Raw genomic sequence first — 12,718 nt, forward strand, 5'->3', positions numbered from 1 at the left:
ACGTCACGGCCTCGTCGACACGTCGCCATGAAGAAGCCAGGCAGGGCCTGCCTCTCGCGCTACTCCGCAAGCCGCGCGAGCGGGCCCGCGGCCGCCTTCTGTTCACCCAGCGCTTGGCCCTGGGCCATGCGTTGGCGGATCATTGCGACAACCGGGCCTACCTGCTCGAAAGCCCGGTCGTGGGCGTCGTCGCCGGCGACCGCCAGTTTCGTCAGGTCGTAGACGTCGATCCGGTCGCGCGCGAGCTCAGTTCGATAAGGCTCCTGGGTCGGGTCGATATCGCCCAGGCGGGCGACGTCTCCCCAGATCGTCTTCGACAGCGAGAGCGCGCCGTCGTCACGCGAGACGAACAACGAGATGGGGGGCCGCGCGCCGCTCATCCGGTTCAGTTGCGAGCGGAAGACATCGACATCCACGTCGGGTGCCACCAGCATCACATTCTTCAGCTTGCTGCGCTTCGACGCGACAGCCGGGGCGCGGATCGCCCGCGTTCGCAGTGCTTCCAGTGCGATCCAATTGCCCATCGAATGAGCCAGAAGATAAACTTCGCCGACGGCAGACGAGGCGTCGAGCGTGCTCAACAGATTGTCGAGCGCGTCACGCGAAAAATTGGCGCTTTCCCGGTCATAGGTGTACGCGCGCAGCCTCAGCTCGCCGCGCGATGGCCAGGTGAAAAGCACGGGAACGACCGGCACTTTGGAGTCGTGCACGATCTGCGCGAAGCGATAGACCGCATCATCGAAGCGGTTGTTGAAGCCGTGGACGAAGACAAGCACCTTGTTGCGACCGGACTGCTTCATCGCCGCGGCGACAGACGCAGCGAAATGCGTCTTGTCGAGATAGTCGGCCGACACAGTCGTGAAATCCCGTTGGGGGTCGCCGGGCAGGCTCGCGGGCCACTGCACTTCGCCGATCTTCCGCGCGGCATCTGGCGGGATCGAGACAGTCACCTCGGCAAAGGACAGCTCGTCCGAACGGTCCCCGCTGAACATCTCACCGGGATCGACGTCGGATCGCTTGCGATTGGTGACGACGTAGATCGGGACATTTGTGTTTCCGGGGGCGACCTGCGCTGTCGGAACAAGCACGCCCTGCGACGGACGTCCTGCACAGCCGCCCAGGACTGCTGCGATCGACAAAGCCAACAAAACTGCTGGAGCACTGATGCGACTCGTCCGGACCACCGGCAACACTCACAACTGGACGCAAGAGCGCGATAACTCACCATCCGGGCAACGGAAGGGGCACCGGATATCGACCAGTCTATACCGGCTGAGCGTGCCTGGATGTCACGGCGCGGCAACACCCAGCCGGCGACAACTGCGGAACCCGGTCTTGCAGACCATGGTCGAGTGAAATGTTTAAGAGGGAGATGTCGAGCATCTCACGTGGCACAAATTGCATATGCGTTGCCGTTGCGGCGGCGGTCTTGCTTTGGCGGTCGTCAGAGCGCCTTGACGTGCTTGGAGAAGATGCGGAGCCGCTCGCGCTGCCGCCTGCCCTGCTGTTCGAAAGCGTATGATGCAAGGCGCTCGACCGCGTCGCGGAGACACCTGAATTGGGTCTCCCTTTCGTCGGGACGCGTGCCCTTCGAGCCGTGAAGGTCGTCCAGCGCGACGCTACTTATCTCGCAGTCGACGATGCTGGCGCCATACGTCATCGTAAACAGAAACGCCATCCGCTCCGTGTCGTAGCCAAGAATCTGGCCGCGCGTCAGAAGCGCTGCGTTTTCCGCTGGGGATACTCTCGGTGGACGCGGCAATTGTCAGCCTACGGCTTCGCCGGTGTCGCACGGCGGCACCTCCGCCAGGCGGCTCGCCTGCGAAGCAAAATCGTTGAACGCTGCGACTGCGTCGCTCATGTTGTGGCATCCGCGGCTGTCGCGCGAGGCGTGAACGCGAAGATCGAACAGCTCCATCCAGAACAGGGGCGCCGCAGCTGAACCGGCTTCAAGCGTTTCGAACATGTTGATCTCGCAATCGCCAACGCGCTCAAGCGCAACCGTCCGTGGGCCATGAGCGATATGAGGAATTCCGAGCAATTTTCCGTAACTTCGCAATATCTTCACGTTTATAGGCGGCGCGCCATCGCAGCTGGACATCAAGGCCTTCGGGCTTTTTCGGGGTGGGTTCGCCCCCGAGTACAGACGACGCACCTAGGGGGACAGATCGCCGATTTAAGTCACATGACACCCGGTTTCTTGTTATCGTGAGCCAATAACTTGATTTTCTATGCCGCGATCCCGATGCGCGAGCCGAGGACTCAAGGCCGCAGCGGCAACGACGAAAGGGTTCGATGTGGCTGCTGCCCGCTCGCCCCAATTGCAAGCCATGCCCAGTGCGACCGGCGGCATCGCCCGCCTGGTGTGGGCCCGCCTGCGCGAAGCCGGCATTCAGGCGGACGGCTTGCTGTCCAAGGCCAGATTGACCCTCGAGCAGATCCAAGACCGCAAGGCGCGGCTGAGCGTTGAAAGCCAGATCAAGTTTCTGGAGCTTGGTGCCGAGGCGCTGCACGACGACGCCCTGGGATTTCACCTGGCACGGGACTTCGACCTTCGTGAGATCGGCCTGCTCTACTATGTCGCGGCCTCATCCGGGACAGTCGCTGAAGCCTTGTCAAAGACGGAGCGCTATTGCCGCCTCGCGAACGAGGGAATTTCACTGCGATTTGCCGCGAAGGACATGGCGATTGCGTTGAGCTATGTCGGCGTGGAACGGCGGTCGGATCGGCACCAGATCGAATTCTGGGTGACCTCTATCATTCGAATCAACCGCGCACTGACCAACCGCCGCGTGGTGCCAAGCCGTGTCAAAGTCGCCCATCGCCGTCGAGCGATGCCCGCGGAGGTCAGGTCGTTCCTTGGTTGCGAGATCGAGTTCGGATCAGACGTCGATGAGATCGCCTTCCCTCAGTCCGTGGGACAGATGCCCATCGAAAGTGCCGATCACCACTTGAACGATCTGCTGGTGACCTTCTGCGAGGAGGCGCTTGCACATCGGAAGCCTGGGGGAGTTTCGCTCAGATCGAGCGTCGAGAATGCCATCGCGCCACTGCTTCCCCATCGCGAGGCACGGGCTGAGGAGATCGCGCGCCGGCTCGGCATGAGCCACCGCACGTTGGCGCGGCGCCTCGCGTCGGAAGGACTGACCTTCACCGGCATTATGGACGAGCTGAAAATCGACCTCGCCAAAAGCTATTTGAAAAAGGACGAGTTGCCGATTTCGCAAACCGCCTGGCTGCTCGGCTATGGCGAAGTCAGCGCATTCACCCACGCCTTCAGGCGCTGGACCGGAATGACGCCACGACAATGGCGTGCCGCGGACGATCCCAAGCGCGCCGACAACGTCAACGATACGCCCCCTCGCGCAAAGAACGCCCGGGCAAGCTAGTCCCGGCGGTAACGCCAAAGCGCCCCGATGCAGCCAGGAAAACACCAGGTCCGCTCAAGCCGCGGACCGCTGCAACCCTCACCGATCCACCGGCACACCCGGTCCGAGATGATACCGGCTTGAGAAGAACACCAGCGGCGTGGTGTCGCGATAGTCGCAGCTCGAAACTTCGGCGATGATCAGCGTGTGGTCGCTGACATCGACGCGCCGTGTCACCTCGCAGGCGAACCAGGCCATGCAGCCGGACAGGCGCGGCAGGCCATCCACGATGTCGTAATCGGGCGTCGCGCCGATGCTTGGCTGGCTGGCGAAGTGCCGCGACAGGTCCCGGCCATGCTCGGGCAGGACGTTGACGCAGTAGCGTCCGGTCGCCGAGATCGCTCGGTGCATTCGTCCTGGCATGACCGACACCAGCACGGTCGGCGGCGACAGGCTGACGGTGACAAAGCTGTTCGCGGTCATGCCACAGACACGGCCGTGCTCGTCCAGCGCGGTCAACACCGCGACGCCGGTCGCAAAGCGCGACGCGGCCTCGCGGAATGAGGCCGGATTGGCGCGCGGCATGTCAGTCCCCACTCGCATCGGTCCTCACGCAATCGCCCTGACCGGCTCAGGCGGCGCCGACATGCGCTCGATCCAGGCCTGGATGCGCTGCGGCGTGCAGATGCGGTCCCACTGCCGGTCCGGGTAGTTGAAATTCTCGGTGAACTCGTTAGCCAGCGCCGGGTTCTGGCTCATCGCGCCGATCAGCATGCCCAGCGCTTCCGTCGGCGGCTGCAGCATCACATTGGTCCAGCGCGAGGCCGCCAGCACGCGATCCTGTCGTTTCAGCTCGATCTTCTCGCACAGGCGCAAGTCGAGCGCATCAGCGTTGACGATCTCCTCGCCGAGCACGAAGGCCGCATAGGAGGCGACATTGGCGCCCTGGCCCATCATGGGATCGACGATCGCATGGACGTCACCGAGCGCGATCGCGCATTTGCCGTCGTCGAACTCGACCACAGTGTTGCGCACCGTCGGGACCACGCCGCCTTGCAGCAGATCCTGCGGCTGCGCGAGATCGAACCGCGCGGTGTCGATGCGGTCGTAGGTCGTCGGGTGATGCTTCTCGAGCTTGCCCAGCAGCACCTTCAAGAAGTGCTTCGGGTTGTCGTCGTAGCTGAGCGTGGCCAGTTCCTCCATGTCGCCGCCCGGCACATTCTCCATCAGCAGCGCGTTGGCGACACCGCCGAACGTAATGGTCGGGATCACGATCATCTCGCCATGGCCGGGTGACACCGAGAGCGTGACGTTCATGGGATCGGGCTGCCGCATGCCGGTGTAAAGCCCGACGCACAGCCGCCGTTGCGGTTGCGAATAGGGCGTGTGCTCCGGCCGGTACGTGAAGAGCTGGCCCAGCGGACCCTTGCCGGTCGAGACGACCAGGAGATCGAAACGGGCGACCAGCGGACGGATGTCGCGCTCCTCGATGCGGCGATATTCGATCTTGCCGCCGCGGCTGACAAAATCCTGCATCAGGGCAGGAAGATAGATCCGATAGTCGACGGCGCGGCTCGGCTTCGAGAAATCACCGCGAAAGCTCAGCGGCTGCGGAAAATTGAAGACGTGGTCGTGGTAGTAATAATGGTCCTTCGGATCGCTCCAGTGATTGACGCCGAGATAGTCCTCGCGCGCGATCGTCACGTGGTGATGCGCGACGGTGTTGAGCAGGCGGATGTTCTTGTATTCCTCGGGCGGTCGATCCGTGATGATCGTCGCGTCCACGCCGTGCTTCTGCAGGTAAAGCGCGAGATGCAGGCCGGCGATGCCGGCGCCGACAATTCCGATATGGCGTGCCAATTTCGTCTCCTCCCCTGTGATTGCTTGTTTTGAGGGAGCCTAGCGACCCGCCGTGTTGCGCACTACGGAATAGATGGGATATAATTTATTCCAGATCGGAATGAATTATGGACCGGATCGATTGCCTGCGCGCTTTCGTTCGCGCCCTGGAGGGCGGCAGCTTCTCGGCTGCGGCCAAGGAGCTCGGGATCGGCCAGCCCGCGATCAGCAAGCGCATTGCGATGCTTGAAAGCGAATTCGGCACGCAGCTGTTCTCGCGCACGACGCGCACGCTGAAGCCGACGGCCGAAGCGCACCGGATCTACGATCTCGCGCGGCAGATCCTCGACAGCTTCGACATGGCGCGGTCGAGTGTCGAACAGGCCGCACCCCGCCCGACCGGCACGCTCCGGATCGGCGTGCCGTCGTCGTTCGGACGGCGCTACGTGATGCCCGTCATCGCCGAGTACGTTCGGAATTATCCGGAAGTGCGGCTCGACATCCGCTTCAGCGAGCGGTTCGTCAATCTGGTGGAAGAAGGCATCGAGCTGGCGCTGCGCATTGGAAACCTCGAGGCGAGCACGCTGGTCGCCCGCCGGCTCGGGACCGTGCAGCGCCATCTGGTTGCAACACCCACCTATCTGCACGGCCGCCCGCTGCCGCGGACACCTGACGATCTCGGCTCGCACCAGTGCATCGTCTATTCACGGATGTCGCCGGCGCAGCAATGGGCCTTCGAATCCGAGCATGGCCGTCACGTCGCATCGATCAACGGACCCATTCACGTCGACGACGCCGATGCGATGCAGGAGGCGACGATGCAGCATCTCGGCATCGCAATCCTGCCCGAGTGGAATGCCGCGGAGGGCCTTCGCAGCGGCGAGCTCGAACATGTGCTTCCGGACTACACCATCGCCGCGCTGCCCCTGCACGCGGTCTATCCGGAGACGCAGTGGATGTCGCTGCGCGCGCGAAGTTTTCTGGATCTCCTGGTCGACCGCGCCGAGCATTTCGCGCCGGCCCCGTCGCATACCCGCACCTCCGGCGCAGGCGGTTGACGCCGCCCCCGCCATCATTAAATGACGCCCATGAAAAAGATCGGATTTCTGTCCTTCGGACACTGGACGCCCTCGCCGCAGTCGCAGACCCGCTCGGCGGCGGATACGCTGCTGCAATCCATCGAGCTGGCCGTCGCGGCGGAACAGCTCGGCGCGGATGGCGCCTATTTCCGCGTGCATCACTTCGCGCGCCAGCTGGCCTCGCCCTTCCCGCTGCTCGCCGCCGTCGGCGCAAAAACCAGCACAATCGAAATCGGCACGGCCGTGATCGACATGCGCTACGAGAACCCGCTCTACATGATCGAGGATGCGGGCAGCGCCGATCTCATCGCCGGCGGGCGGCTTCAGCTCGGCATCAGCCGCGGCTCGCCGGAGCAGGTGATCGACGGCTGGCGCTACTTTGGCTATCGCCCGGCCGACGGCCAGAGCGATGCCGACATGGGCCGGCGCCACGCGGAGGTCTTCCTGGACCTGTTGCGCGGCGAAGGCTTTGCCGAGCCCAATCCGCAGCCGATGTTTCCCAATCCGCCGGGACTGCTGCGTCTCGAACCGCATGCGGCAGGCCTGCGCGAACGGATCTGGTGGGGCGCCGGCTCGAACGCGACCGCGGTGTGGGCGGCGAAGCTCGGCATGAATCTGCAGAGCTCGACGCTGAAGAACGACGAGACCGGCGAAGCTTTTCATGTGCAGCAGGCGGCGCAAATCCGGAGCTATCGCGCCGCGTGGACGGAGGCTGGCCACACCCGTGAGCCCCGCGTGTCTGTCAGCCGCAGCATCTTCGCGCTGATGAATGATCGCGACCGCGCCTATTTCGGCGGGGAGCGCGGAGGCGAAGACCAGATCGGCTTCATCGACCCGCAAACGCGCGCGATCTTCGGGCGGAGTTATGCGGCCGAGCCGGAGGCGTTGATCGAGCAGCTCAAGCAGGACGAGGCAATCGCCGAGGCCGACACGCTGCTGCTGACGATTCCGAACCAGCTCGGCGTCGACTATTGCGCCCATGCGATCGAGGCGATCTTGAAGCACGTCGCGCCGGCGCTTGGCTGGCGGTGAGACCGCCGACCGGTTCACTGCGACCGGTTCACTGCGCAAGTCAGGCCGTCTCTTGCTGACCCCTGATCTTCTCAAGCCAAGCTGTCAAACGCGGATGTCTCGTATATCGGCCCTCCAGGCCCGCCAGTTCCTGCTGAAAGACCGGCAGCGAGAGCAGCCGTTCGATATCGGGCTCCCTGATCTTCCAGATCGCCGGCGGAAAGAAGCCATGCACCTTGAGTTCGTAGAGCTCGAAGATCGAATGAATGATCTCGTGTACCGCCCGGCGCTCTTCCGGTGTGATCTCAATGTCGCCGGCAGCCCCTCGCTCGAGGAATGCCGCGACCGGAAGGCGGCGTCGCAGGTCGGAGACCCGGTCGGAATATCGAAGGAAGATGTCCGCGCCCAGACGCCGATTGTTGGTGTGTAGCGCCGCATAGATCGCAGCCATGCCAACGATGATCGATCCGAGCGTCACGAATCTGAGAATATGGTCGAGCACGCGTCTCCTCCTTGCGCAGGGCACCGGAGTGACAGAGATAAACCAGACCGTGGGCCGATAAAATGGGGCGGCCAGGGCTCATGGACGCCCCCGCATCTCACATTTGTCAGATGCGCGGAGGATGAAGTCCCGTGAATTCGTGGTGATGTCAGTCCCGCGCCCGGGCCTACCCCGTCTTCGTCCCCGTGACGACGGCGAGCGCCTCGACGAGGCGGTCGAGATCGGCCTCGTCGGTAAAGAGCGCCGGCGTCACACGGATGCATTGGCCCTTGGCGACGCCCGCCCGGCGCACCGTCATGACCTTGTGGCTATCCCTCAGCTTCACGACGATAGCATCGTTGTCCGCCTTGCTGGTCTTGCCGGCGAGACGGAAGGACGTGATCGCGCCATATGAGCCGACCTCATCCGGCGTCAGGATCTCGATGTCCTTGAATCCGCGGGCGCGGCTCACCCAGTAATCGCGCAAATAGCGGAGGCGGGCTTGCTTTGCCGCCGCGCCGATCTGTTGATGGAGCGCCACGGCCGCGGGCACCGTCAGGACCGTCGCGAAATTGACCGTGCCGGTGTGCACCCGCGAGCGGATATCGGTCTCCGCAAAATCCTCGTCGCCCATGTCACGATCGATGTCGGCGAGGCGATCCTTCCTGATGTAGAGGAAGCCCACGCCGAGCGGCGCGCCGATCCATTTATGCAGATTGAAGCCGACGAAATCGACGTCGAGCTCGCCCACCCTGAAGTCGATCTGCCCCCAGGAATGCGCGGCGTCGACGATGGTGTCGATGCCCTTGGCCCTGGCCATGCGGGCGATCTCGGCGACCGGCATGACGAGGCCGGTGCGATGGCTGACATGGGTGAGGAGGAGGAGCCTGGTCCTGGGATTCGCCTCGAGGGCGCGGGCATAGGCGTCGAGCACGGCCTGGCGGGTGGCCGGCTCCGGCACATCGAACCTGACCACGTCGACACCGCGGCGCGCCTTAAGCGCGTTCATCGCGTACTGCATCGAATCGTAGTCGAGGTCGGCGTAGAGAACGCTGTCGCCGGGCTTCAGCTTGTTGTAGCCGCCGATCAGGAGCTGCAGCGCTTCGGTCGCGCCGCGGGTGAGCGCGATCTCCTCGGGCGCCGCGCCGACCGCCTGGGCCACCTTGATGCGCACGGCCTCGAAATCCGCACCCGCGCGCTGCCGCGCGTAGTAGGTGTTTTGATAGTTGACCATATCGGTCTGGCGAATGAACTCGCGCCTCACCGGCTCGGCCATAATGCCCCAAAAGCCGTTCTCCAGATTGACGACATCCGGCGTCACTGAATAGAGCCCCTTCACCGCCGCCCAATAGGCATTGTCGGTGGCGATGGCGGCCGCCGCTCCGGTCGGCTGCGCCGGTAGACCGTCGGCTGCCATGGCCGGTGCCGCCAGGGACGTGACGGCTGCGGCCGCGAGGCCCTTCAGGATCGACCGGCGGTCGGACGACATTGTCTCAGTCAGATGCATATCAGCCCCCACGATGCGCGGCGAAGGGAGCAGCGATCCATAGAGCGCGCATGACGAAGCGATGACAGTTCGATGATGCCCGGCGCGCCCGGCTACATCCCGGTCATTGCGCCGACGATCATCCCTGCGCCGACGCCACCGGCCATTGCGAGACGTCCGCCATCGAAAGCAATTCCAGCTTCGCGGATGATTTTTCCAGCAACCCGGCTTGTGCAAGGCGCCGGGGATCATTGCGATAATCCTGAAAGTCCGCATCGGATGCGAAGCTGACGATGTGCACCTCGATGGTGCCATCCGGATTTCGAAGACGACGCTCCGCACGCCCGTTGAACGCAGCGAGTAGCGGCAGGACGGCATCCTCGTAGGCGCGGAAGGCCTCGATACCCTCAGGCGGTATGCGGGCAATGAGCACCAGCGTTACGGAGTGAGCTTGACAGGTCATCGCCGCAATCCCGAGCCGAGATAGTCGCGCATTGGAGATGCTGCATCCTGCGGGCGGTGCCTCGCGGCGTCAATGACGGCTCGAATGCAAGGCCGACACCTTCGAGACGCCCGCTTTGGGCGGACTCCTGGGGATCAACTCGCGCGATCTCAGAACAAGGCGGCGCTGACGGCCTGTCCGTAGATCATCGCGGCGACGAGGGAGAGCAGCAAGCCCGCGCCCGAGAAGATCACGAGCACCTTTAGGGTTTCGACATCAACGTTGGTTCTCGTCGCGCGGGATATCGCCTTTGCCAGTGCAGCCATCATCGCCAGCTCCGAACCGGGCCGCGCGGAGGCGGGCCCTAGTTCATCTAGCGTCATTGGACGCGTTTGCGTGTGAAGCAGATTACAGGTGCGCTTGCGTGCTGCGCCTCGGGCACGAGCCGCAGCCTTGCCACCGGTCGGCATCGTCAAACTGCCCGGCTTAACGCGCTGCCCTCAGGGTGAGGCGCCACTGAACCCGCGGGCGCGTGATTGACGACGAGACCGGTCGGCACGGTGTTGTACCTCGACAGCGCAGCGGTGACCCGCCGCATCGCCGCCGAACCGAGCTCGCCGGCGCGCACCACCGGGATGATCAGATCCGCGTGCGCAGCCAGCGCGATGGCGTCGGGCTGAAGTGCGAGATTGCTCGCATGGACGACGATCAGATCGAACTCCGAGCGAATATCGTCCTCGGGCCGCGCATCGGCTTTTCTGCCGGCGCTCAGCAGCTCGTCGATCGACTGCAGCCCCGCCGTGGTGGAGCCGTCCTGCCATTCGGTCACCGGAGGCTGGTGACCGGCGAATTCCGGCTGGAGCCGGATCAGCACGCTCATCATGCCCCGATTCACCGCCGCGCGATTGAGCGAGCGCGCAACGGTATTGCCGCCGGCACCTTTGCCGACCGACAACACAAGGGCGACCTTGCAGCCACGCACCGGCGCGCGATCGATTCGCTCGAAAAGCGGACGCAGATATGCGCCGAGATCGAGCTCGGCCGAGGCAGTGATCGGCCTTTGCCACACAGTGTTGGCCACGGCGCCAGGCGCCAGATCGGGAATGCGGGCCCAGACAAGCAGGTTCGGCATCGCCTCGGGCTGGCGCGCAGCCGGAGCCGGACGCTGGACTTGCGCGTCTGCCGCTTCGACACGCGCAGGAGTTGGAGCGACAGCCTCGGCAGGCACGGGCCCGTCGGACATGCTTCCCATCGCCGCAACGGCCGCCGTCGAGGTCAGGATCGAGCCGATCGCGAGCGCTGCGAGCAGCAAAGCGAGGGGCGGACGCGTCGAGCGCATCGGCGGAATGGCGAGCGAGGCGATCTTGGTCTGGGAGCTCTGCAGCTGGCGCTGCTCGTTGGTCGTCTTGAACCGCGACAGGAATTGCTCGTAGATGTTCTTGTTGGCATCGGCATCGCGCTGCAGCTCCTGCAGCTTCACGAGCGCCTGGCCGTCGACCAGCATCTGCGTCTCGACCGCCCTGAGCTGCTTTTCCAGCGCGTTCTGCTGCTCGAGCTGAGCCTCATATTCGGACTTCGCCGTGTCGATGTTCTTCTTCCGCTCGACCTCGATCTGCCTGTTGAGATCAGCCAGCTGGCTGTAGGAGATCGCGAGGTCGGGATGGCGGTCGCCGTACACCGCTTTCTTCTGCGCGATCTGATCGTTCAGGGTCGAGCGCTGCGCGCGCAGCATGCTCAGGAGATCCTGCTTCACCGGACCTTCGACATTGGCCTTGAGATCGCGCTGCACCTGCTCGTAACGCGCCCTGGCTTCCTCGGTACGCGCGCGCGCGGCGGAGACCTGCTGATTGAGATCGGTCACCCGCAATTGCTGGGTCGTGGAATCCTTGCCGGCATTGAGGATCTTGTGCTCGAACCTGAAGGCGGCAACGGCATCTTCCGATACGCGCAGGCGCTCGTTCAATGCCTTCAGCCGGTCCTTGAGCCAGTCGGCCGCCTCGTCCGTCGCCTCGGTGCGGACACGGCCCTGGCTGGCGACGAACGCCTCGGCGATGGCATTGGCGTAATGCGCGGCCCGTTCCGCATTGTTCGAGGTGAATGAAATCGCAATGACGTAGGTCAGTCCGCGGCGCGAGATATCGAGACGGTTGCGGAATTTTTCGAGCAGGCGCGTCATGTCGGTGTAGCCGCCCGCGATGTCCGGGTCTTCGGCGATCTTGAGCTGCTCGATCAGGGGGCGGAGAAAGCCGTCCGATTTGGCGATCTCGATCTGGCTCTGAAGTGCCGCGGCATCCTGGCCGATGCCCGGCAGCACGTCCTGCTCCGAGGTGACGCGCAGCTCGCGGGGATCGACGACGACCAGGGCCGTCGCGGCATACCGGACCGGCAAGACCATCAGGACAATGACGCCCAGGGCGAACAGCGCCAGCGCCAGCGTCAGGATGCGCCGGCCATTCTCGCGCAGGAAGGAGAGCGCAGCGGTGACGGTCAGCGATCCCTTGATCAGCGCAGGAGCAGCGCTGTCAGGCTTCGCCGTCGCAGCCCGCGGCGCTTCCCACGAAGCCGCAGGCTCCGTCGGGGCGATGCTTCGCGGAGATGCGCTTCGACCGAACGCCATAGGATTGGACTCGAAATCAACTGACAGCCCCGGTTCAGAGGCTTGCTACACCGTAAATATCCATGGTTAACCGGCGGTTACGGCTGGCGCGCCGTGGTCAATGAACAATCTGTTAACGCGCGTGCCGATGCGCCGCGCGGCATCGGCGCCTTCGGTTGAACCGGGCTGGCGCGACCACCACGACGTCGATCAACGCCGCGCTGCAGCGGTTCGAGGGCGATCATTTCGTCGTCGGCATTGCACTCCTCTCGACGACATTCGAGGTGTCGACGCCGCCTCAGCGGGAGGCGGGAACATGGAAAATGGTGGTCGATGGCGTGGAGCTGACCCGCACTCACTAGAGCCCGCTGCAGCGCAATCGGAACGGTGCTCCAGCGCGCCATTCAGAATAAAAA

General features: G+C 64.0%; 14 protein-coding genes. 4 read left to right on the plus strand and 10 right to left on the minus strand.

Translation table 11 applies throughout. The annotated features are described in order from the left end of the window. Positions 1 to 59 precede the first annotated feature (59 nt). From ABIB99_RS24820 to ABIB99_RS24830, 3 genes are all read right to left on the minus strand, one after another. Positions 60 to 1,193, minus strand: coding sequence for an alpha/beta hydrolase (locus tag ABIB99_RS24820; RefSeq protein ID WP_063979790.1), 1,134 nt, complete (start codon positions 1,191 to 1,193; stop codon positions 60 to 62). 251 nt (positions 1,194 to 1,444) lie between these two features. Further along, positions 1,445 to 1,762: a DUF1488 family protein gene (locus ABIB99_RS24825; RefSeq protein WP_256376441.1), complete on the minus strand. Its 318-nt coding sequence runs from the start codon at positions 1,760 to 1,762 to the stop codon at positions 1,445 to 1,447. A 3-nt stretch (positions 1,763 to 1,765) separates the two neighbouring features. After that, positions 1,766 to 1,966, minus strand: a complete 201-nt coding sequence (locus tag ABIB99_RS24830; RefSeq protein ID WP_224580952.1) for a hypothetical protein — start codon at positions 1,964 to 1,966, stop codon at positions 1,766 to 1,768. Between the two features lie 331 nt (positions 1,967 to 2,297). Here ABIB99_RS24830 and ABIB99_RS24835 point away from each other — a divergent pair, with 331 nt between their 5' ends. Beyond that, a complete protein-coding gene (locus tag ABIB99_RS24835; RefSeq protein WP_224580953.1) occupies positions 2,298 to 3,389 on the plus strand; it encodes an AraC family transcriptional regulator in 1,092 nt (363 codons plus the stop codon). A 78-nt stretch (positions 3,390 to 3,467) separates the two neighbouring features. Here the strand turns inward: ABIB99_RS24835 and styB are convergent, their stop codons facing one another. After that, positions 3,468 to 3,953 (minus strand): styrene monooxygenase NADH-dependent flavin reductase subunit StyB, encoded by a 486-nt coding sequence (gene styB, locus ABIB99_RS24840; protein WP_354177820.1) that lies wholly within the window; start codon positions 3,951 to 3,953, stop codon positions 3,468 to 3,470. Between the two features lie 24 nt (positions 3,954 to 3,977). After that, entirely contained in the window at positions 3,978 to 5,228 is a 1,251-nt protein-coding gene (gene styA / locus ABIB99_RS24845; protein ID WP_063979795.1) for a styrene monooxygenase subunit StyA, read from the minus strand. 107 nt (positions 5,229 to 5,335) lie between these two features. Between styA and ABIB99_RS24850 the strand changes: the two genes are divergently transcribed. Together ABIB99_RS24850 and ABIB99_RS24855 are read left to right on the plus strand one after the other, a co-directional pair. Beyond that, on the plus strand, positions 5,336 to 6,265 hold the full coding sequence (locus tag ABIB99_RS24850) for a LysR family transcriptional regulator (RefSeq protein ID WP_354177821.1): 930 nt from the start codon (positions 5,336 to 5,338) through the stop codon (positions 6,263 to 6,265). 30 nt (positions 6,266 to 6,295) lie between these two features. Then, positions 6,296 to 7,318: an LLM class flavin-dependent oxidoreductase gene (locus ABIB99_RS24855; protein ID WP_166104635.1), complete on the plus strand. Its 1,023-nt coding sequence runs from the start codon at positions 6,296 to 6,298 to the stop codon at positions 7,316 to 7,318. A 40-nt stretch (positions 7,319 to 7,358) separates the two neighbouring features. Here the strand turns inward: ABIB99_RS24855 and ABIB99_RS24860 are convergent, their stop codons facing one another. The 5 genes from ABIB99_RS24860 to ABIB99_RS24880 all read right to left on the minus strand — a co-directional run bounded on the left by ABIB99_RS24860 (position 7,359) and on the right by ABIB99_RS24880 (position 12,323). Next, on the minus strand, positions 7,359 to 7,799 hold the full coding sequence (locus ABIB99_RS24860) for a hypothetical protein (RefSeq protein ID WP_085399998.1): 441 nt from the start codon (positions 7,797 to 7,799) through the stop codon (positions 7,359 to 7,361). Positions 7,800 to 7,965: 166 nt separating this feature from the next. Continuing rightward, complete coding sequence (locus tag ABIB99_RS24865) at positions 7,966 to 9,285, minus strand: aminotransferase class V-fold PLP-dependent enzyme (RefSeq protein ID WP_354177822.1); 1,320 nt, start codon at positions 9,283 to 9,285, stop codon at positions 7,966 to 7,968. A gap of 118 nt (positions 9,286 to 9,403) precedes the next feature. After that, positions 9,404 to 9,727 carry a hypothetical protein gene (locus ABIB99_RS24870; RefSeq protein WP_354177823.1) on the minus strand — a complete coding sequence of 108 codons (324 nt, stop codon included), beginning with the start codon at positions 9,725 to 9,727 and terminating at the stop codon, positions 9,404 to 9,406. A gap of 149 nt (positions 9,728 to 9,876) precedes the next feature. Beyond that, positions 9,877 to 10,035, minus strand: a complete 159-nt coding sequence (locus tag ABIB99_RS24875) for a hypothetical protein (protein WP_354177824.1) — start codon at positions 10,033 to 10,035, stop codon at positions 9,877 to 9,879. 143 nt (positions 10,036 to 10,178) lie between these two features. Further along, positions 10,179 to 12,323 (minus strand): GumC family protein, encoded by a 2,145-nt coding sequence (locus tag ABIB99_RS24880; RefSeq protein ID WP_354177825.1) that lies wholly within the window; start codon positions 12,321 to 12,323, stop codon positions 10,179 to 10,181. A gap of 155 nt (positions 12,324 to 12,478) precedes the next feature. On the opposite strand from ABIB99_RS24880, the gene ABIB99_RS24885 reads away from it, so the two are divergent. Continuing rightward, positions 12,479 to 12,664 (plus strand): hypothetical protein, encoded by a 186-nt coding sequence (locus ABIB99_RS24885; protein ID WP_354177826.1) that lies wholly within the window; start codon positions 12,479 to 12,481, stop codon positions 12,662 to 12,664. Positions 12,665 to 12,718: the final 54 nt, after the last annotated feature.

The sequence above is a fragment of the Bradyrhizobium sp. LA6.1 genome (genome assembly GCF_040547805.1).
In the GTDB taxonomy this organism is placed as follows: Bacteria; Pseudomonadota; Alphaproteobacteria; order Rhizobiales; family Xanthobacteraceae; genus Bradyrhizobium; species Bradyrhizobium barranii.

Bases quoted from the DNA above. Each gene is read 5' to 3' on its own strand.
- ABIB99_RS24830 (WP_224580952.1), bottom strand. From the start codon at position 1,966: ATGTTCGAAACGCTTGAAGCCGGTTCAGCTGCGGCGCCCCTGTTCTGG.
- styB (WP_354177820.1), bottom strand. From the start codon at position 3,953: ATGCCGCGCGCCAATCCGGCCTCATTCCGCGAGGCCGCGTCGCGCTTT.
- ABIB99_RS24850 (WP_354177821.1), top strand. From the start codon at position 5,336: ATGGACCGGATCGATTGCCTGCGCGCTTTCGTTCGCGCCCTGGAGGGC.
- ABIB99_RS24855 (WP_166104635.1), top strand. From the start codon at position 6,296: ATGAAAAAGATCGGATTTCTGTCCTTCGGACACTGGACGCCCTCGCCG.
- ABIB99_RS24865 (WP_354177822.1), bottom strand. From the start codon at position 9,285: ATGCATCTGACTGAGACAATGTCGTCCGACCGCCGGTCGATCCTGAAG.
- ABIB99_RS24870 (WP_354177823.1), bottom strand. From the start codon at position 9,727: ATGACCTGTCAAGCTCACTCCGTAACGCTGGTGCTCATTGCCCGCATA.
- ABIB99_RS24875 (WP_354177824.1), bottom strand. From the start codon at position 10,035: ATGATGGCTGCACTGGCAAAGGCGATATCCCGCGCGACGAGAACCAAC.
- ABIB99_RS24880 (WP_354177825.1), bottom strand. From the start codon at position 12,323: ATGGCGTTCGGTCGAAGCGCATCTCCGCGAAGCATCGCCCCGACGGAG.